Annotated in this window: 16 protein-coding genes; 9 read left to right on the forward strand and 7 right to left on the reverse strand. The window is 69.3% G+C overall.

Features of this window, described 5'->3' with window-relative positions; genetic code table 11:
- Window positions 1-45: 45 nt before the first annotated feature.
- From ACWGSM_RS07350 to ACWGSM_RS07365, 4 genes are all read left to right on the forward strand, one after another.
- Window positions 46-1,164 carry a hypothetical protein gene (locus ACWGSM_RS07350; RefSeq protein ID WP_452322270.1) on the forward strand — a complete coding sequence of 373 codons (1,119 nt, stop codon included), beginning with the start codon at window positions 46-48 and terminating at the stop codon, window positions 1,162-1,164.
- A gap of 97 nt (window positions 1,165-1,261) precedes the next feature.
- A complete protein-coding gene (locus ACWGSM_RS07355) occupies window positions 1,262-1,465 on the forward strand; it encodes a hypothetical protein (protein ID WP_452322271.1) in 204 nt (67 codons plus the stop codon).
- 30 nt (window positions 1,466-1,495) lie between these two features.
- Entirely contained in the window at window positions 1,496-3,427 is a 1,932-nt protein-coding gene (locus ACWGSM_RS07360; RefSeq protein ID WP_452322272.1) for a dynamin family protein, read from the forward strand.
- A complete protein-coding gene (locus ACWGSM_RS07365; RefSeq protein ID WP_452322273.1) occupies window positions 3,427-5,058 on the forward strand; it encodes a dynamin family protein in 1,632 nt (543 codons plus the stop codon). The genes ACWGSM_RS07360 and ACWGSM_RS07365 overlap by 1 nt, the downstream gene beginning before the upstream one ends.
- Window positions 5,059-5,521: 463 nt before the next feature.
- Here the strand turns inward: ACWGSM_RS07365 and ACWGSM_RS07370 are convergent, their stop codons facing one another.
- The 3 genes from ACWGSM_RS07370 to ACWGSM_RS07380 form a co-directional block, all read right to left on the reverse strand.
- Window positions 5,522-6,376 carry an IniB N-terminal domain-containing protein gene (locus ACWGSM_RS07370; RefSeq protein ID WP_452322274.1) on the reverse strand — a complete coding sequence of 285 codons (855 nt, stop codon included), beginning with the start codon at window positions 6,374-6,376 and terminating at the stop codon, window positions 5,522-5,524.
- Between the two features lie 149 nt (window positions 6,377-6,525).
- Window positions 6,526-9,051, reverse strand: a complete 2,526-nt coding sequence (locus ACWGSM_RS07375) for a LuxR C-terminal-related transcriptional regulator (protein ID WP_452322275.1) — start codon at window positions 9,049-9,051, stop codon at window positions 6,526-6,528.
- Between the two features lie 21 nt (window positions 9,052-9,072).
- The gene (locus ACWGSM_RS07380) at window positions 9,073-10,893 is read right to left on the reverse strand and encodes an Hsp70 family protein (RefSeq protein WP_452322276.1); all 1,821 of its coding nucleotides are present in this window, start codon (window positions 10,891-10,893) and stop codon (window positions 9,073-9,075) included.
- A 165-nt stretch (window positions 10,894-11,058) separates the two neighbouring features.
- Here ACWGSM_RS07380 and rarD point away from each other — a divergent pair, with 165 nt between their 5' ends.
- Window positions 11,059-12,006 (forward strand): EamA family transporter RarD, encoded by a 948-nt coding sequence (rarD, locus tag ACWGSM_RS07385; protein ID WP_452322277.1) that lies wholly within the window; start codon window positions 11,059-11,061, stop codon window positions 12,004-12,006.
- Between the two features lie 118 nt (window positions 12,007-12,124).
- Entirely contained in the window at window positions 12,125-13,378 is a 1,254-nt protein-coding gene (locus ACWGSM_RS07390; protein WP_452322278.1) for an ABC transporter substrate-binding protein, read from the forward strand.
- 116 nt (window positions 13,379-13,494) lie between these two features.
- Here the strand turns inward: ACWGSM_RS07390 and ACWGSM_RS07395 are convergent, their stop codons facing one another.
- The 4 genes from ACWGSM_RS07395 to ACWGSM_RS07410 are packed head-to-tail and all read right to left on the reverse strand — an operon-like array spanning window position 13,495 to window position 17,635.
- Window positions 13,495-14,292 (reverse strand): ABC transporter ATP-binding protein, encoded by a 798-nt coding sequence (locus ACWGSM_RS07395; RefSeq protein WP_452322279.1) that lies wholly within the window; start codon window positions 14,290-14,292, stop codon window positions 13,495-13,497.
- Window positions 14,292-15,266: an ABC transporter ATP-binding protein gene (locus tag ACWGSM_RS07400; RefSeq protein WP_452322280.1), complete on the reverse strand. Its 975-nt coding sequence runs from the start codon at window positions 15,264-15,266 to the stop codon at window positions 14,292-14,294. The genes ACWGSM_RS07395 and ACWGSM_RS07400 overlap by 1 nt, the downstream gene beginning before the upstream one ends.
- A 40-nt stretch (window positions 15,267-15,306) precedes the next feature.
- A complete protein-coding gene (locus tag ACWGSM_RS07405) occupies window positions 15,307-16,284 on the reverse strand; it encodes a branched-chain amino acid ABC transporter permease (RefSeq protein ID WP_313356595.1) in 978 nt (325 codons plus the stop codon).
- A 1-nt stretch (window position 16,285) separates the two neighbouring features.
- On the reverse strand, window positions 16,286-17,635 hold the full coding sequence (locus ACWGSM_RS07410) for an ABC transporter permease subunit (protein ID WP_452322281.1): 1,350 nt from the start codon (window positions 17,633-17,635) through the stop codon (window positions 16,286-16,288).
- Window positions 17,636-17,909: 274 nt separating this feature from the next.
- Between ACWGSM_RS07410 and guaB the strand changes: the two genes are divergently transcribed.
- From guaB to ACWGSM_RS07425, 3 genes are all read left to right on the forward strand, one after another.
- Entirely contained in the window at window positions 17,910-19,412 is a 1,503-nt protein-coding gene (gene guaB / locus ACWGSM_RS07415; protein ID WP_452322282.1) for an IMP dehydrogenase, read from the forward strand.
- Between the two features lie 182 nt (window positions 19,413-19,594).
- Window positions 19,595-19,870, forward strand: coding sequence for a DUF2277 domain-containing protein (locus ACWGSM_RS07420; protein WP_313356592.1), 276 nt, complete (start codon window positions 19,595-19,597; stop codon window positions 19,868-19,870).
- Between the two features lie 88 nt (window positions 19,871-19,958).
- On the forward strand, window positions 19,959-20,510 hold the full coding sequence (locus ACWGSM_RS07425) for an OsmC family protein (RefSeq protein ID WP_452322283.1): 552 nt from the start codon (window positions 19,959-19,961) through the stop codon (window positions 20,508-20,510).
- Window positions 20,511-20,638: the final 128 nt, after the last annotated feature.

The raw sequence follows: 20,638 nt of genomic DNA on the forward strand, positions 1-20,638 counted from the left end.
TAACACGCGCCACCTGGCACATTCACGATGAAGGGGTAATCGATCATGGCTCTCGACGGCAACGCCAACACCTCCGGATCCCAGTGGAACCTGGGTATCGCCAACTCCGGAAACACAGACGACAACAGCGACAACTCGGACAACTCCGACAACTCGGTGATGGACAACTCGGACAGCTCCGACAACTCCGTCACGGACAACTCCGACAACTCGATGACCGACAACTCGGACAACAGCGACAACTCCGACAACAGCGACAACAGCGACAACTCGGACAACTCGGTGACCGACAACTCGGACAACAGCGACAATTCGGACAACAGCGACAATTCGGACAACAGCGACAATTCGGACAACAGCGACAATTCGGACAACAGCGACAACTCCGACAACAGCGACAACTCGGTGACCGACAACTCGGACAACAGCGACAACTCCGACAACTCGACCAACGACTCGTACAACGACAACTCCGACAACTCGGACCACTCGTGGCGCGACAACTCGGACCACTCGGTGACCGACTCGTACAACACGCTGTACGACAACTCCGTCACCACCGGTGTACGGCAGTTCAACACGGGCTTCGGCGACGTCAGCCTCGGCGCCGGCGGCGGTGGCATGGCAGCCATGGCGGGCACCGGGTCGCTCAGCATCGACGGAAGGACCACGCTCAACGACCAGTCGGTCAGCCAGAACATCTCGGCGGGCGGCGACGTCGGCCAGCACTTCGGGCAGAGCAGCAACATCGCATCCGGAGACGGCTCGGCTGCAGCCGGCGGTGACGCGACGGTGACGAACGTCAACACCGACATCAGCGTGGGCGATGTCTGGACGGGCAACACCTGGAACACCGATTCGTTCAACGAGGACTACTCGCAGGACTGGTCGTTCACCGACTCGTTCAACGACAACTCCGACAACAGCGACAACTCGGACAACTCGGACAACTCCGACAACTCCGACAACTCGGTGACGGACAACTCGCAGGACTGGTCGTTCACCGACTCGTTCAACGACGAGTCCATGGTCGACAACTCGCACACCTGGACGGCCGACGACTCTTTCAACGACAACTCGACGTCCACGTCCGACATGGACATGACGATCACCGACGTCAACGTCGACAGCCCCTTCGGGGACGGGTCCGACGTCGCCTTCTGAAAGATCATCCAGCGGGCGCACGACCTGCCTGGCCGTCCCTCTGGTGGGCGGCCAGGCACACCAGTAAGCTCCTGAGCACTCGATGGGAGTGAGAACCATGTCTGACGAACCGGACACCAGCCCATCGGACGACGCGCCCTGGGGAGGAGCGGATCTTCTCGATCCCTTGGGCGCCGACGCCTTCACTCAGGAGATCGCGAACATCTCGGAATCCGATTGGGACCTGGACGCCGACGAGATATGGGGAGATCTCGACGGCGGTCAGGCCGACCCGGGGGATCATCCCGGACTGTTCGCCTGATCCGCATCTGGGCCAAGGGAGGGAGCGCACGTGCCGGGAGAGCATCCAGCTGGGGAGGCGAGGATCGTCGACGTCATCCATGATGTCGGCGATCTCGCCGCGTCTGCGGGCAGGAACGACCTCGCCGCCCGACTCGCGAGCACGCAGCACCGCCTGGAGGACCCGGCCGTGCGCGTGATCGTCGTCGGTGAGTTCAAACAGGGCAAGAGCAAGCTGATCAACGCGCTCGTTAACGCTCCCGCGTGCCCGGTCGACGACGACGTCGCCACGAGCGTTCCCACCACGGTCGGCTACGCCGAGCAGCCCTCGGCGTGGGTGGTCGAGCGGCCCGCCGGCGCGGCGGCCGAGCCGCAGCGCCGCGAGATACCCCTCGAAGACCTCGCCCAGTACGTCTCGGAGCACGGCAACCCCGGCAACGAGCGCGGCATCCTGTCGGCCGAAGTGCTGCTTCCTCGCGAGATCCTGCGCGGCGGGCTCACGCTCGTCGATTCGCCGGGAGTCGGCGGTCTCGAGTCGTCGAACTCGCTGGCCACGCTCGCGGCGCTCTCGTCGGCTCACGCGGTGCTGCTCGTCTCGGACGCCTCGCAGGAGTACACCGAACCCGAGGTGCAGTTCCTCCGGCACGCCATGCGCATCTCGCCGAACGTCGCCGCGGTGCTGGCGAAGACCGACCTGTACCCGGAATGGCGACGCATCGAGGAGATCGACCGTACGCACCTCAGCGGCGGTCAGGACATCCCGATCTTCTCGGTGTCGAGCGATCTGCGACTGCTGGCCGCCGAACTGCAGGATCGCACGCTGAACGACGAATCGGGCTTCCCCGCGCTCGTCGCTCATCTGCGGCGGGACGTGCTCGGCCGGGCCGAGGCCATCCACCAGCGCGGAGCGGTGCACGATCTCATCTCCGTCGTCGAGCAGCTGGAGATGTCGCTGCGCGCTGAGCTGAACGCGCTGCTGAACCCCGAGGACACGCCGCGCATGATCGCCGAGCTCGAGGCAGCCAAGGCGAAGGCGGATGACTTCCGCGGGCGCTCCGCCCGCTGGCAGGTGCTGCTGACCGACGGCATCGCCGACCTCGTCGCCGACATGGAGCACGACGTCCGCGATCGACTGCGCAAGGTGCAGCGCGAAGCGGAGCGCGCGATCGACGAGGGCGACCCCGGTCCGATCTGGGATCAGATCCGCGAGTGGCTGGACCAGCGCGTCACCGCCGCCGTGTCGGAGACCTTCGTGTGGACCGACGAGCGCTCCCGCTGGCTCTCCGAGGAGGTGGCCGAGCTCTTCAGCCAGGATCAGGCCGACATCCCCGTCAGCGACGTCTCCGACATCCGCGGCGTCCTCGACCCGGTCGAGGACATCGCCGGGCTCGAAGCGGGCCAGCTCAGCGCGGGAGAGAAGATCTACATCGGCGTGCGCGGCTCGTACGGAGGCGTGCTGATGGTCGGTCTGGTGACCGGGCTCGTCGGCATGGCCCTGATCAATCCGCTCTCGCTTCTGGCCGGGGTGCTCGTCGGCCGCCGGGCGTACCGCGAAGACATGGGCAACCGGCTGAATCGCCGCCAGCAGGAGGCCAAGATCATCGTCAGGCGCTACATCGACGAGGTCACGTTCCAGGTGGGCAAGCAGCTCAAGGATCGTCTGCGCCTGGTGCAGCGCACCGCCCGCGACCACTTCGGCGCACTCGCCGAAGAGCTGCACAGCTCACTGACCGATGCCCTGCAGCGTGCCCGTCAGGCGGCATCCGGATTCACCTCCACTCGCGACCAGCGCGTTCTGGTGCTGAAGAAGCGTCTCGCCGAACTCGAGCACGTGCGCCGGAGCATCCCCGCTCTTCCGCCGGCGCCCGCAGCGATCGGTCAGCCGCCCCGCGCGGCCGCGCACGCGATGCCGGCGGTGCACCAGCCGATCGCCCGGTTCACCGCGGCCTCCCGGGCCAGCGTCGGCGAGAAGGCGGGGGAGTGATGCGGGCGGGGGTCATCTCCGACACGGAGGAGCTGCTGCAGACCGCGCGATCCGTGTACGTCGGCGATCGCGACGCCCTTGCGCTGGTGGATCAGCTCGAGGCACGGCTGCACGAGCCCCTGCGCCTCGCCATCGCCGGGATGGTGAAAGCGGGCAAGTCCACTCTGCTCAACGCGATGCTGGGCGAGCGGATCGCGGCGACCGACACCGCCGAATGCACTCGCGTCGTCACCTGGTACCGCTACTCGCCCACCCCCCGACTCACCATGCACCTGCGCGACGGCACGACCGCACGCATGCCCGTCCGCCGTGAGGGCGGGCTGCTCGCCTTCGACCTGGGCGGGCGCACCGCGGAGGACATCGAGTGGATCGACGTGGGCTGGCCCCTCGAGGGGCTCGCCTCGCTCATCCTCATCGACACCCCGGGCATCGCGTCGCTCTCGACCGACACGTCCGCCCGCACCGCGCGCTTCCTCACCCCCGAGGATGCGCCGTCGGCAGCGGATGCCGTCGTGTACCTCATGCGTCACCTGCACGGCTCGGACGTGCGATTCCTCGAGGCGTTCCGCGACACCGCGGCCGGCGCAGGCGCGAGCGTGTGCGCACTGGCCGTCCTGTCGCGTTCGGACGAGGTGGGCTCGGGCCGCATCGACTCGCTGCTCTCGGCACGACGGGTCGCGTTGCGCTACGAGCGCGACGGCGACCTCGGCGCGCTCGCGCTCGGAGTCGTGCCCGTCGCCGGACTGCTCGCCGAAGGGGCGCGCACCCTGCGCGAGAGCGAGTTCATCGCGCTGCGCGAGCTCGCCGGCCTCGAGCGGAGAGAGCGGGAGAGCCTGCTCGTCTCGGCCGACAGATTCATCCGCGAGAGCCCGGCCACCGGACTCAGCGTCTCGGTGCGCGAGGGTCTCCTCAGCAGATTCGGCATCTTCGGGGTGCGTCTCGCGACCGCCGTCATCCGGGGCGGCGTGTCCACCTCGTCCGAGCTGTCGGATGCCCTGGTGCAGCAGAGCGGACTCATCGAGCTGCAGGACGCCGTGCAGCGGCACTTCCGCCCCCGCGCGGATGTGCTCAAAGCCCGCAGCGTCGTGCTGCAGCTGCAGGCGCTGGTGCGACGGGCGCCGAAGCCCGGCTGCGAAGAGGTGCTGGCCGGGATCGAGCGCTTCACGGCATCCGCCCACACGCTCCGCGAGCTCGCGCTGCTCGCCGAGGCCAGGGCGCACGGCCTGCCGCTGCCGGCGCCGCAGGCGAAGGAGGCCGAGCTCATCCTGGGCGCCGCCGGTGTCACGGCATCCGCTCGCCTCGGGCTTCCCGACGACGCATCGTCGGAGGAGATCTCGCGTCGCGTGCACGAGCAGATCGATCACTGGCGCCGGCTGAGCGCCGACCCGACCGCGGACCGGGGCGGGCGCGACGTGATCAGTGCGGTGCTGCGCAGCCTCGCCGAGGTGGCCTCACAGTCCGGCGGCGCCCGGACCCTCCGGCCCGCGGCGCACGTCGACCCGTCTCGCCGACCAGGCGATGCCCTTGGGCAGGACGCTGCTGAGCAGGGCGAGGAGCACGAGGGCCGCCTGCGCCGCAAGAAGAGGCTGAAGTGGTTCTCCCTGGGAGCCCAGCGCAACCCACTCGGGTGAGAGCACGACCAGCAGGGCGAGCACGGCGAAGGTGAGCAGCTGCCACCAGCGCACCTGAGGGCGCCGCCCCATGAATGACACCAGCAGAGTGATCTGCAGAAGCAGCACGGCGATCAACGCACCGAACACCACCCAGAACACGATGTCGGCTGCCGTCTCGTACGCCTGCTCGCTGCGGCCGGCTGTGACGGTCTTCGCCGACTCGGTGATCAGCGGCAGCAGATCCTTGCGGATCACGAACAGGTACACCGCCGTGAACCCGCCCAGCGCGAAGCTGACGATCCACAGCAGCTGGCTGACCCGGATGGAGAACGGCGGGGGCACCTTCACCACCACCGGCGCCGCGTTCGGGTTCGCCAGCGGTGGGCGCGCCGGCAGATCTCGCGAGCGGTACGGCGTGAACGCTCCGGCCGCGGCATCCCGTTGCCGGGACAGCGCAGCCGGATCCGAGCGCCGCGCCGCGTCAGTCATCCTCGACCGGGATGTCGACAGGCTGGTCGTTGAGCGCTGCGCTCGCCGCGTCGGAGTCGTACGAATCCGCAGCGCCTCCTGCGGTCATGTCGCTCTCCAGCAGGTCTGCGGGCTCGGGGACGTCGGCCGGAGGAGCAGGCGCGGGCTCCTGCACGACCACGGGGGTCTCGCCTCCCGCCTGCGCGGCGGTGTCGACGGCCGTCCCGACCGCGGCGGTCGCGGCCTCGGGAACGTCGGAGCCGGTGTCTGCCGTGGCGGGGTCCGCGGTGGCCGGATCGGGCAGCGGAGCCTCGTCGGGGGCAACGTCGTCGTCGGGCGTCCCGTCCGTGCCCGTCTGGTTGAAGCTGCCGGTGTTGGTCTCGTTCCCGACCGACACATCGCCTATCGTCACGTCGACATCCGAATCCACGACGGTCGCGTCGCCGCCGGCGGCGACGGCGTTGTCGCCGGAGGCGACCACGGCAGCCTGATCGAACACCTGGGTGACGTCGCCGCCCTCCGTCCAGATGTTCTGATTGACCGACTGGTCGAGAATCGTCGAGCGCGCGTCGATGTTCGTCGTGTACTGCTGGATCATCCGCACGATCTCGCGCACGGCCCCGTCGCCGTGGGTGTCCACCGGCGCCGGCGGGGGTGGCGGGGGAGTCGACTGATTGATGACGTGCGGATGGTCGACGATGACCGGTCTGACCGCTGCGACGTCGGCCATGCACACGTCCTCCAGCCCGTGCCGCGCCAGCGCGGCCTCGGGCGATGCGACGAAGCCATCCGCGGCGTCGGGGTCGCGCAGCAGGCTCAGGATGAACGCGATGAGCGCGTCGGCGATGGTCTCCACTGGCGATGTCATCTGCAGCCCCTTTCGACTTCGGCCGGATCAGCCGTCGCTGCTCCCCAGCAGCCAGGGTCCCGGGCAGCCGGGAACGATCGGTGAATCGCATGCTATGCGGGGCGGAACCCGCGAGGCATCGGGGGTTGGCCCGATACCCGTATAGGGGCTCACGGGGGTTGGGTCGCGCGCCCCGCGCCCGTGTCGTTCTCGCCGAGCAGAAGGCGCAGCCGCGCGAACATCTCCGAGCGCGAGGCCGCGCCGAGACGACGGCGGATGTGCGCGATGTGGTGCTCGGCGGTGCGTGGCGAGATGAAGATCGTCTGGCCGATCTCGGCGTACGTCTTGCCCTGGAGCACGAGCCGCGCGACCTCGATCTCCCGGTCGCTGAGCACCTCTTCGGCCCCGGTGCGATCTGCGGCGTCCGCGTCGCCGCCGGTGGTCGCCTCGGGTCGTCTGGTGCCGTCGGTGGGGTGCATCTCTCGAGCGCATGCCAGCAGCTGGGCCGCGACCCTGCGGTCGGTGGTGCGGGCGGCGCCGTGACCGGCGAGCCGCGCGGCATCCCACATCAGCCCGACCGCGGCCAGCTCCTCAGCCGCGGTCATCACGGCTTCCGCCGCCACCGAACCTGCGAGCACGTCCGTCCAGACGCGCCCCGCTTTGGCCATGCCGGCCGCCACTCGGCTGTGCGGTGCGGCGGCGACGAGCGCCTTCGCATGCGGTGTCAGCCGATCGGGCCGGCTGAGCAGGATGCCCTGCTGGATGACCGCCCAGTGCAGATGCGCCGTCCACAGCGGCGGGCTGCCGAGTCTCTCGACCATCTGCAGCGCTGCCCGCACCTGTGGCTCGACGCGATCCGCGTCGCCGGCTCTGGTGGCCGCGGTGATCAGCTCTGCGATCGGATGCAGGAGATACAGGTCGATGTCGGCGCGAAGCAGCACCGCTCTCGCCCGCTGCCAGGCGGCATCCAGCCCGGACGCGTCCTCGTATCTGCGGGCGAGGGCGACCCGCACCGCCTGAAGCAGGAGAGCATCGCGGGTCGCGAGCCGCGCGACGCCGGTCGCCTCGACGCGCTGAAGCAGCTCCCGCGCCTCGGCCGGATGTGCGCGCTGCACGGACACCCAGGCGCTCCACAGCAGCAGCCGCGTACGCGCCCAGGGGCCTCCGTGGTCACCGTCGATGGCCTCCTCCAAGACGGACTGCGCCGTGACCAGACGGCCGAGGTTCAGCGCGACGACCGCGGCCACCACCGCGGGGAGCTCGCACAGGGCATCGCTGCGCCCGGTTCTCGTATACATCTCGGACGAGCGCACCAGATCCGCCAGCGCCGACTCCGCCGCATCCGGTCCCGTCGTCGCCTGCAGACCGCTGCGCAGCAGCGCGGTCGACACGCCGATCGCGGTGGGCAGCGCGAGCGGCACAGACGGGGCGGGCGGGTTCGCTTCGCCGACGCCGAGGGCGGCGATCGCGGCGTTCGCGAGCGTCACCTCGTCTGCGGGCGGAATCACCTGGTGCACGCGGTGCGCCTCGCGCATCATCGCCCGCGCCGACCAGGTGGCCGCCGCGACCGCACTGACCTCAGTCGGCACGTCGTCCGCGGAGAAAGCGATCGCGTGCTCGACGGCAGCCGACGCCTCGTCGAGGTCGCCGCTCGACCAGGCGGCGCCGGCACGCCGCGCCGCCAGAGGGAGCTCCGGTGCTCCGGAGCGGATCGCTGCGGTGTAGAGCGCGGAGGCCTGTCGAGGATCCTTGCGCAGCATCCGATCCGCGGTCGAGACGAGAGCCTCGGCCACTCGCGAGTCCCGCAGGGCCGGCAGCCCGTCGGGGTCGCGAAGAGACTCGGGGTGGCGGATGCACAGGTCGATGAGCCGCCGCGTCGGCAGCGCCTGACGCACCGCGGTGCGCACGATCGGGGCGGCCTCGCCACTGCGCACCAGCAGTCCATGCGCGTACCCCTGCAGCACCCAGTCGTCGGGCTCGCCGGCGGCGGTGTGGACGGCACCGGGGGCCGCGATGCACACCTCCTCGATCTTCTGACGCAGACCGTCGTCGATCGAGTCGAGACGGTGCATGACCAGTTCTGCGACCGAGCCGTCGAGACCCTCGTGGTCTCGATCGTGTGCGCAGTCCCGGGAGTCGTGGTGCTGCACGGCGGCCGCCGCGAGCCAGGCCACACCGCGGGTGGTGCGCACGATGTGCTCGACGCACCGCTCGGGCAGTCGCTGTCCTCGGGCGTCGAGATGGTCGAGGATGTCGGCTCGGGTGACATGGCCGAGCACGATCGCCGGCGCGTGCTGCTCCAGGCGCGTGGTGATGGCACGCAGGGCCGGCGTGGCGGGCCAGGGGCGGTGCGCGACGATGAGCGCCGCGTCCGGGTCGTCCGCACGTTCGCCCAGATGCCGCAGCTGCGTGTCCGAGAGCAGATGCGCGTCGTCGACGAGCAGGATGTGCTGCGCAGGAACATCGACGACCTCCGGTGGGCTCTCGTGCAGCATCCGCACGTCTCGGGCCTGCCGGGTGAACAGCTCGTACAGCTGCTGCAGACCGCTCGACTTACCCGCGCCTGCCGTTCCGATCAGCGCCGCGCGAGGGGTGCGGCGGCCGAACGCACCGCGGGCCGCGCCCATCTGACGGTCCCAGCTGATCGGCGGGACGACCCGATCCGGGTCGTCGAGTGTGGCAGCGGACGGGGTCATGATCTGGGCACCGGTCTCGGATCAGAGGGCAGCGGTCTCGGCTGACGGGTCGGATGCCGTCTGCGACGACTGCGTCTGCGACTCCGGCGCCGTATCGGCGCTGGTCTCCGGGGCTGCGGTGGAGGCAGGCGTCGCGGCCGGCTCAGGGCCGGGAGCCGGTTCGGGCGTGGGCTCGGATGCCGGTTCCGGCGTGGGCTCGGGCGTCGGCTCCGGCGTCGGTTCCGGCGTGGGCTCGGGCGTGGGTTCGGGTGTCGGCTCGGGTGTCGGCTCCGGGCCCGCCGACGGCGTGGTCGGTGTCTCGGCGGGCGACGTCGACGAGGCCGTTCCTCTGACCGGCGTGGATGGGGCAGTCGACGAGATCGGCCGCGTCGAGCCGTCGCGCGAGTCGGATACCGGCCGATCGACGGCCGGTCCGCTGCGGGGCATGGTCGCCGCAGGCTTGCGGGGGTCGGCATCCGACGATCCGTCCGAGGCGAAGGGGGCGCTCTCCTCCTTCTCGGGGGCGCTCGGCTCGACGGCGGCTTCCGCGGTGTCTGCGACGGAGTATGCGGATGCCGGTCGCAGCACCGAGACCCCTCCGCCACCGGAGGAGTCGTCGGCCGCGGCGCCCTGGGCGCGGTCCCCGCTGCCGAGTGGCGTCGTCGCGGCGAAGACGATGCCGGCGGCGACGATCACCGCCCCTGCGGTCAGGGTGGCCGCCGCACCGTACGGGATGTGCACGCGCAGCGGGCGCGGGCGCACGGCCTGGCGTACGGGGGACGGCTCCGGGGCCTGCGGCACGGCGACCGCACGCTCGGCATGCAGGCTCTCCCACGATCGGCACGCAGCGGCCATCGCCGCGGCGAGCCCCGGGTCGCCGGGAACGATGAGGGGCACATCCAGCCGTGCCGACAGCATCTCGGCGACCAGGGGGACGCGCGAGCAGCCGCCGATCAGGATGACCTCATCGAGGTCGGCGACCGACAGGTGCTCGGCCTCCAGCGCCTGCTCCACCACTTCCACCGTCCGCGCAATGGGTCCGGCCGCCATGCCCTCGAGCTCGGACCGGGTGACGCGCACCGAGGCGCTCTGCCCGCCGAGCGAGACCGGCACCGACACATCGGAGCTGTACGAGAGCCTCTCCTTCGCGTCGATCACCGCCTGACGTGCAGCGAGCAGCTCGGAACGCGTGCCGTCGACTGCGGAGGTCTGCGGGAGCATCCTGAGCACGTGCTGCAGCAGGGCCGAATCGATGTCGACTCCGCCGATGTCGCTCACCTGGGGTGGGCCGAGCACGCGTCCACCACGCAGCAGCGTGGCCTCGAAGGCCGTGCCGCCGAGGTCGTAGACGCAGATCGTGTGCGCACGCGCGTCGGCGCTCGCGTGCCGATGCGCGACCACCGGGGCGGCAGGCACGAGGGTCACGTCCAGATCGAGTTCGCGCAGGCTCGCCTGCACGGCATCCGCTCGATGACCCCACCATGACGTCGGATGCACGAGGGCGATCGCCGCAGCAGACACGCCCCGCTCGGCGGCCACGGCACCGGCGATCCACAGCACCATCCGCGCGAGCAGATCCTCGGCGCCGATGCTGAAGCCGCTCACGACGAGGGGAACCGCATCCCCGATACTGCGCGTGAAGCCCTGCACGACGCGCTCGGGCCGCTCACGTCCGCACTGCGCGGCCTCGGTGCCGAAGATCGCGTCGCCGTCCTCGGTGATGAAGGCGAGCAGCGGAATGTCGGCGCGCTCGCCTCCCACCGCGCGTGGTGCAACCTGCAATTCCTCATGCGCTGCGGCGCTGGCGATGACCGTTCTCACACTGGTCGTGCCTACGTCGAGCGCGAGTACGAACTCGCCCATCAGTACCGCCGATTTTCCCCAGTATCCATCCCTTGGATGCCGCTCACTATAGGCCGATCCTCGACCGAGCGGAAGGGTGATCTACTCGGATGGGCAGGTCACCCTCGCGCCCGCCGGTCGGCCCGCGAATCGCCCCGGCGGCTCCACGCGGAATAAGGTTCTCAGGTGACCTCTGAACCGCCCGCTCGCGCTGCCGGAGTCGCGCACGCGGCACGCGGCGGGATCGCCTACACGATCGGCGCCTATCTGCTCTGGGGCGCGCTGCCGCTGTACTTCCTCGCGCTCGTTCCCACCGGCCCGTGGGAGGTCGTCGCGTGGCGGGTGCTGCTGTCGTTCGTGTTCTGCTGCCTCCTGCTCACGATCATGCGGGGATGGCCGGCCTTCATCGCCATCGTCCGTCAGCCGCGGCTGCTGGGCTGGACGGCCCTGGCCGGAGTGCTGATCTACGTCAACTGGCAGGCGTTCCTCATCGGCACGCTCACCGGGCACGTCATCGAGACCAGCCTCGGCTACTTCATCAACCCGATCTTCACGGTGCTGCTGGGCGTCTTCGTGCTGCGCGAGCGGGTGCGCCGGCTGCAGTGGATCGCGATCGGCGTCGCCGCGCTCGCCGTGGTCGTGATCGTCATCGCCTACCGGGCGTTCCCGTGGATCGCGCTGACCCTCACCGCCTCGTTCGGCATCTACGGGCTCGTGAAGAAGCAGATCGGTGCGGCGGTGGATGCCACGAGCGGGCTCACGCTCGAGTCGTTCTGGCTCATCCCGATCGCGGTCGTCACGCTCATCGTCGTCGGACAGACCGACGGCATCACCTTCGGTCAGGTCTCGCCGCTGCACACGCTGCTCGTCGCGGGCGCCGGCATCGCCACCGCCGTGCCCCTGCTGCTGTTCGCCGCTGGCACCCGGCGGATCGACCTGAGCCTGGTCGGGATGCTGCAGTTCATCACCCCGGTCATGCAGTTCATCGTGGGCTGGGCGCTGCTCGGCGAGCCCATGCCGTTCGAGCGCTGGATCGGCTTCATCATCGTCTGGATCGCGATCGCCGTGTTCGTCGCCGACCTGCTGCTGCACGGCCGCCGCACACGCACGGCCGCACGCGTCGACCTCGTCTGACCAGGGTCGCCCGCGACGTGCCGATCGTTAGGCGACCGAGACAGAACCCGCGCATGCGAACCAATAGGGTGAGATCACCCGAAGTGGAAAACCACGTTCAGTTACGCAAGGGAGCAACATGAACGCAATGAAGGGCTCGCGTTCCGCGAGGATCTTCGCGGCGGCTGCAATGGTCAGCGCCTCCGCACTCATCATCGCGGGCTGCAGCAGCACGCCCACCGACAACGGCGACGGCGACAAGCCGGCAGCCGACCTCACCCTGAAGCTCGGATCCCTGCTGCCGCAGACCGGCTCGCTCGCCTTCCTCGGCCCGCCGATGGAATCCGGCGTCGGCCTGGCGGTCAAGGAGATCAACGAGGCGAACGCCGGCATCAAGGTCGAGCTCACCGCCGAAGACGAGGGTGACACCGACACCAAGGCGTACGAGACCTCGATCACCAAGCTGCAGGGTGCGGGCGTGACCGCGATGATCGGCGCCGCGGCATCCGGTGTCTCGCGATTGATCCTCGACGGCAACGTCAACGCGGGCATCCTGCAGATCTCGGCGTCGAACACCGGCCCCGACTTCACCGACTGGGACGACAAGGGACTCTACTTCCGCACCGCACCCAGCGACCTGCTGCAGGGCGAGGTGCTCGGAAACCTGATCGCCGAGGACAACCGCAAGACGCTCGGCATCATCTACCAGAACGACGCCTACGGCACCGGCCTCGACGCCGCCATCAAGGAGACGTTCGAGAGCGCCGGCGGCGAGGTCGTCGCCGAGGCCTCGTACAACGTCGGCGACGCGCAGTTCGACGCCCAGGTCGAGACCATCAAGGCGCAGAACCCCGACGCCGTGGCGATTGTCTCGTTCGACCAGTTCAAGACGATCGGCCCGCTGCTGGTGAACGCCGGCATCACCGCCGACAAGTTCTACATGGTCGACGGAAACCTGTCGGACTACGGTGACGAGATGCCCGTGTCGCTCGAGGGCGCGCAGGGCACCAAGGCCGGCCCGGTTCTCGAAGACGACTTCGTCGAGCGCCTGCAGGCGTACTGGACCGGCGAGGGCAACCCCGAGGTGAAGGACTTCACCTATGCCGGCGAGGCCTACGACGCGGCCGTCCTCGTGGCACTCGCGTCGCTCGCCGCCGGCTCGACCGAGGGCGCCGACATCGCGGCCAAGATGCAGGAGATCTCGGGCGGCTCGGGCGACGGCAAGAAGTGCACCTCGTTCGCCGAGTGCGCCAAGATCATCAATGACGGAGGCACCGCCGACTACGACGGCTACTCCGGCGAGGTGACCTTCGACGAGGCCGGCGACCCGCAGGGCGCCACCATCGGCATCTACAAGTACAACGCCGACAACACCATCGAGCGCACCAACTGACACCGCTCACAGAGAAGGCCCCGGATGCTCGCATCCGGGGCCTTCTTCACGCCCGAAGCATCGGCTGGGCATGAAGAATGGGGTGGATGCCGGGCATCCACCCCACTTCGGTCGTCTCAGGCGGCGTCCTGACCCAGGGTGCCGAGGTACAGGCCGATCACCTTCGGGTCGTTCAGCAGGTCTCGGCCGGTGCCCTCGTAGGCGTCGCGGCCCTGGTCGAGCACGTAGCCGCGGTCGCAGATCTGCAGGCATCGGCGGGCGTTCTGCTCGACCATGATGGTCGTCACGCCGGCCTTGTTGATGTCCGAGACGCGGATGAACGCGTCGTCCTGCCGCACGGGGGAGAGGCCGGCCGAAGGCTCGTCGAGCAGCAGCACGGAAGGGTCCATCATCAGCGCGCGCGACATCGCCACCATCTGGCGCTCACCACCCGACAGCGAGCCCGCCCGCTGATTCAGGCGTTTGCCCAGCTCGGCGAAGATGCCGCTGACGAACTCGAGACGCTCGGCGTAGATCTTCGGGTTCTGGTACAGGCCCATCTGCAGGTTCTCGGCGATGGTCAGCGAGGGGAAGACGTTGTTCGTCTGCGGCACGAAGGCCACGCCGCGCTTGACGAGCTTGTCGGCCTTGAGGCCGATGATGCTCTCGCCGTTGACCGTGATGTCACCCTTTCGCACGTTCAGCATGCCGAAGATCGACTTGAGCAGCGTCGACTTGCCGGCGCCGTTCGGGCCGATGATGCCGACCAGCTCGCCCTGGCGTGCGACGAGGTTGGCGCCGTTGAGGATGTTCACGCCGGGCAGGTAGCCCGCGTGCACGTCCTTCAGCTCGACGACGACGTCGCCGCTTGCGGCGACGTCCGGGGAGCCGGAGCCGGAGCCGGAGGCGGGGGAGGGGGCGGCTGCAGCATCCATCACTTGTTCTCCTCTTCGGCCGCGGCTTCCAGCTCGGCTTCGGCCTCTGCCTCGATCTTCTCCCGGATGCGCGCGGCGGCGGCATCCGAGACCTCGCCCGGCATCACCGGGATGCGGCCGGTGACCACGCCCAGGTCGACGTCCTGATGCGCGCCGAGGTACGCGTCGACGACGGCGGGGTCGTCCATGACGGCCTCCGGCGGACCCTCGGCGACCACGCGACCCTCGGCCATGACGATGACCCAATCGGCGATGTGGCGCACCATGTGCATGTCGTGCTCGACGAAGAGCACGGTCATGCCCTGCTCCTTCAGATCGAGGATGTGATCCAGCAGCGACTGCGTGAGGGCCGGGTTCACTCCGGCCATCGGCTCGTCGAGCATGACCAGCTGCGGATCGCTCATCAGCGCGCGCGCCATCTCGAGCAGCTTGCGCTGACCGCCCGACAGCGAGGCCGCGAAGTCCTTCTCCTTGGCGTCGAGCTTGAAGCGGCGCAGCAGCTCGCGGGCGCGCTCCTCGATCTCCGCCTCCTGCCGGCGCCAGAGCGCCGGGATCAGGCTCGTCCAGAAGCCCTCGCCGCGCTGCTTCGTGGCGCCGAGCTTCATGTTCTCGAGCACCGTCAGCAGCGACAGCGACTTGGTGAGCTGGAAAGTGCGCACCTGACCCATCCGGGCCACCTTGAAGGAGGGGATGCCCGACAGGTTCTTCCCGTCGAAGCTCCACGTGCCGCTGTTCGGCTTGTCGAAGCCGCAGAGCAGGTTGAACAGGGTCGTCTTGCCTGCACCGTTCGGGCCGATCAGCGCCGTGATGGCGCCCCGGGGCACTTCGACGTGCTCGACATTCACCGCGGTCAGTCCGCCGAAATGCCGCTCCACGGCATCCACGACCAGGATCGGGTCGACCTTCGCCACACCGGGCGCGGCCGGGCCCTTCGCGAGCCCGGTCGTCTTCGGACGCCGGACGCTGCCGGTCACCGGTGCCGCATCGGCACCGGAAACCTGCTCGGGGGTGTTCTCACTTGACAAAGGTCATCTCCCTCTTGTCTCCGAGGATGCCCTGCGGGCGGAAGATCACGAGCAGCATCAGCGCCACGCCCACGAAGATGAACACGAGGGTCGACGCCTGGCTCGACGACATCGGCAGGATGCCGGTGCGGGCCATGCTCGGCAGCACGTTGGCGAGGAACGCGAAGACGACCCAGAACAGGATCGCGCCCAGCGTCGGGCCGAAGACGGTCGCGGCGCCGCCGAGCAGCAGGATCGTCCACAGGAAGAAGGTCAGCGAGGTCGTGTAGCTGCCGGGCACGACGGCCGAGGGGAGCACGAAGACGATGCCGCCCGCGGCGCCGATCACACCGCCGACCACGAGCGCCTGCATCTTGTACGCGAACACGTTCTTGCCGAGCGAGCGCACGGCGTCCTCATCCTCGCGGATGCCCTTGAGCACGCGACCCCACGGGCTGCGCATGAGCGCCCAGACCAGCAGCACGGCGACAGCCAGCAGCACCACGCCGAACACCCGGTTCCACAGGTCGTTCGCCGTGTACGTCCACGGGCCGAAGCCGTAGGTGCCGTCGGGGAACGGGTTGGCGTCGCGGAAACCGCCGTTGTACTGCGCGAGACCGTCGGCCGAGTTCGTCCACTCGTCGAACACCTGCGTGGTGAACAGCAGCCGCACGATCTCGCCCGCCGCGATGGTCGCGATGGCGAGGTAGTCGGCGCGCAGACGCAGGGTCGGGATGCCGAGCAGCACGGCGAACAGGGCGCCGCCGAGCAGGCCGATCAGCATGCCCACCCACCACGGCAGGCCGAAGCTGAGCACCGAGATCGCGTACCCGTAGCCGCCGACCGCCATGAACGCCGCCATGCCGAAGTTCAGCAGGCCGGCGTAGCCGAAGTGCACCGCCAGGCCGGTCGCGGCCAGCGCGTACGCGATGGTGACAGGGCTGAACAGATAGACGGCCGTGTTGGAGAAGATGCTTCCGAAGTCCATGTCAGCCCAGCCTTTCCTTGCGTCCGAGCAGACCCTGCGGCCTGACCAGCAGGATCACGATGAGCACGACGAGAGCGCTCGCGTACTTGAGGTCCGACGGGATCCACAGCGTCGACACCTCGACCGCCATGCCGACGATCAGTGAGCCGACCAGAGCGCCGAACGCGGTGCCGAGACCGCCGAGCGTGATCGCGGCGAAGATGAGCAGCAGCATCTGCATGCCCATGTCCCACTTCACGCCGGGGCGGAAGTACGCCCACAGGATGCCCGAGATGGCCGCCAGCAGACCCGACAGGATCCACACGTAGCGGATCACCCGGTCGACGTCGATGCCCGAGGCCGCCGCGAGCTGCGGGTTGTCGGAGATGGCCCTGGTCGCCTTGCCGATGCGCGTGCGGGTGAGGAACCATGCGACGGCGAGGATGACGACGATGCTCACGCCCATCGCGACGAGGTCGATGTACGACAGCGAGACCGGGCCGAACTGGATCGGCGCGGGGCTCGAGCCGGGCAGCTGGCGGGTTCCGCCGCCGATGAGGTACTGGAAGAGGTACCGCAGCGCCAGCGAGAGGCCGATGCTCACGATCATGAGCTGCACGACGCCGAGACCGCGACGGCGGAGAGGGCGCCACAGGGCGGCATCCATTCCCCAGCCCAGCAGCCCGCCCGCGATCACCGCGGCGATGATGCCGATCCAGAGTGGCGCCTGCCACACCGTCGTCGTCACGAGCGCGACCAGGCCGCCCCACGTCACCATCTCGGCGTGCGCGAAGTTCGACAGGCGCGTCGTGCCGTAGATGAGCGCCGCGCCCATGGATGCCAGTGCGAGCAGCAGTCCGAAGTTCAGGCCGCCGACCAGGCGCGAGAGCAGCTGGTCGAGCAGCGACACCGTGATGCGCTCGCCCTCGCCGAGGAACAGGTTGACGATCTTCGTGCCGGTCAGGCCGAACTCCGCCTCGAACTCGCCGCTCGTGCCGGCCACCGGCTCGACGCCGTCGGGCAGGTTCTCGGCATCGACGATCGCGCCTTCCGGAAGCGTGTCCTCGTCGACCGCGATCGTGTACTTGTCCTTCTCGGGCACGTACAGCCGCCACTTGCCTTCGGCGTCGGTCTCGGTCTCGCCCTCGAAGCCGCCGCCCTTCACCGACAGTCCGACGCCCTCGATGGGCTCGTCGTCGTAGGTGATGTTGCCGGCGAAGTAGAAGTCGGTGACCTCCTGGCCGTCCGGTGTCGTCTCCGCGTGCGCGGCACCGGCCGGCGCACCGAAGACGAGGAAGGCGGCGAGCAGCGTCGCGAGCAGCGCGAGCACACCGTTCCGGGGGCGCTGAAGCGCCACAGTTCTGAGTCCCACGCATCCTCCACATCGAGTGCATCGAGCGACTTCGGGTCGTCGCTCCGCTTGGACGTCGCACTGAGCGTATCCCCTCGTCGGCACGGAGCACAGCATCCGTGTCCTGATCGGAATGTCGGGAGTGTCACCTCGACGGCGTTCACGGCGTTCTCGGAATAACACGGCCCCCGGCGCGCTTAGAATCTATACACCGCGGGTCACGCCACCTCCGGTCGCAGACGTCCCCGCGAACTCGCCATTCGATCGCGCCTCCGGCGCAGAGGAGCACGCTTCCATGCAGCAGCACGACCCGTTCGGTTTCGTCGGACTCACCTACGATGACGTGCTTCTCCTTCCCGGGCACACGGACGTCATCCCCAGCGAGGCCGACACCTCGTCGCGGATCACGCGGCGCATCTCGGTGGCCACCCCGCTGCTCTCCAGCGCGATGGACACCGTGACCGAGGCGCGCATGGCGATCGCGATGGCGCGTGAGGGTGGTATCGGCATCCTGCATCGCAACCTGTCGATCGCCGATCAGGCGTCGCAGGTCGACCGTGTCAAGCGCAGTGAGTCGGGCATGATCACCGACCCGATCACGACCACCCCCGACGCGACGGTCGAAGAGGTCGACAACCTGTGCGCCCGCTACCGCATCTCCGGTCTGCCGGTCGTCGACGAGGCCGGGCACCTGGTGGGCATCATCACCAACCGCGACATGCGCTTCGTGTCCGGCTTCGAGCGTCAGACCACCCTCGTCAAGGACGTCATGACGAGCGAGAACCTCGTCACCGCTCCGGTCGGAGTCGCCGCCGGCGAGGTGATCGCCCTGTTCGCGAAGCACCGCGTCGAGAAGCTGCCGCTGATCGACGCCGACGGAACGCTCGCCGGCCTCATCACGATCAAGGACTTCGACAAGAGCGAGAAGTACCCGCTCGCCACCAAGGACGACCAGGGCCGTCTGCGCGTGGGGGCGGCGATCGGCTTCTTCGGCGACGCGTGGGAGCGCGCCGAGGCGCTTCGGGATGCCGGTGTCGACATCCTCGTCGTCGACACCGCCAACGGCCAGTCGCAGGGCGTCATCGAGCTCGTCAAGCGGCTCAAGGCCGACCCGACCTTCGAGCACATCGACGTCGTCGGCGGCAACGTCGCGACCCGCGAGGGCGCGCAGGCTCTCGTGGACGCCGGTGTCGACGCCGTCAAGGTCGGCGTGGGCCCGGGCTCGATCTGCACCACGCGGGTCGTCGCCGGCGTCGGCGTGCCGCAGGTGACCGCGGTCTACGAGGCATCCCTCGCCGCCGGCCCCGCTGGCGTGCCGGTGATCGCCGACGGCGGTCTGCAGTACTCCGGTGACATCGCCAAGGCCCTCGTCGCCGGTGCCGACGCCGTCATGCTGGGCTCGCTGCTCGCCGGCACCGACGAGTCGCCGGGCGAGATCGTCTTCCAGTCGGGCAAGCAGTTCAAGCAGTACCGCGGCATGGGCTCGCTGGGCGCCATGCAGACGCGCGGCAAGCAGACCTCGTACTCGAAGGACCGCTACTTCCAGGCCGACGTCCCCAGCGATGACAAGCTGATCCCCGAGGGGATCGAGGGCCAGGTGCCGTATCGCGGGCCGCTCTCGGCCGTGGCGTACCAGCTGATGGGTGGTCTGCGTCAGTCGATGTTCTACGTCGGCGCCCGCACCATCGACGAGCTCAAGACCCGCGGCCGCTTCGTGCGCATCACCGCCGCCGGGCTCAAGGAGTCGCACCCGCACGACGTGCAGATCGTCGTCGAGGCGCCCAACTACAAGAAGTGAGCCGACCGCGGGTCACGGCCGCGAAGCGAACGTGACGCTGGTCGGCTCCGGCTGGGCGAGCGGAGCGAGTCGACACTCTCATTCCGCACGAAGCGAGTCGACGCGTCGTCTGACGGAAGGGGGCGGATGCCACGGCATCCGCCCCCTTCCGCATGCGCGGACGCGGGCGTACCGTGAACGACATGTGCCGCAGCATCCACACCCTCCACAACTTCGAGCCGGCGGCGACCACTGACGAGGTGCACGCCGCAGCCCTGCAGTACGTGCGCAAGATCGCCGGTACGACGAAGCCCTCGAAGGCCAACCAGGAGGCCTTCGACCGCGCCGTCGCCGAGATCGCGCACGCGACCAGGCATCTGCTCGACGACCTGGTCGCGACCCGCCCTCCGAAGAACCGCGAGGAGGAGGCGGCGAAGGCCCGCGCGAAAGCCGTCGCGTCCGGCCGCTACGCCGCCTGAAGGACTGTCATGACGCCGGGTGACGCCATGTTGCCCGGTGTGACGGGCGACGTGGCGGGGCATCCGGATGCCGGATTACGGTCGCCGCATGACTCTTCTGCGCGACCAGCCCACGACGATCTCCGATGTCACCGCCGACGAGCGCGCCGAGCGTCTCGCCCGGGCGGGCGCTGCCTGGAGCGAGCGCATCGCCCGCGACGCGGCGAACGCCGCCCTCACCTCGACGGTGACCGGACGCGGAGTGGGCGCCGTGGGCACCGAGATCCGGGCAGGCCGGCACCGCTTCCTCGTCGACGAGCCGGCCGGGCTGGCGGGCGACGACGCCGGGCCGAGCCCCGTCGAGTATGCGCTCGGAGCGCTCGTGTCGTGCCAGGTCGTGGTCTTCCGCCTCTACGCCCAGGCTCTCGGTCTGACCATCGACGACATCGAGATCACCGCCGAGGGCGACCTCGACGTGCGCAAGCTGTTCGGCATCGACGAATCCGGGCGTGCCGGCTTCCACGACGTCCGGGTGCGGGTCGACATCACCGGACCGAACACCGCTGAGGAGTACGAGCGGCTGCGCGCTGTCGTCGACGAGCACTGCCCCGTGCTCGACCTGTTCGCGAACACCGTCCCGGTGCGGGGCGCCCTCGTCTGAGGCCGGCCCTCCGGCTCGGGTGGGCCCGATCGGCTGCATCCGGGCGCGGGAGGCGGCCATCTGGGCCCACCCGACGGGTCAGGTGCAGCCCCGCGGGCTGCGCGGCCGAAGTGTGCCGCGGCCCACCA

Source organism: Microbacterium sp. NPDC055521 (genome assembly GCF_053619695.1).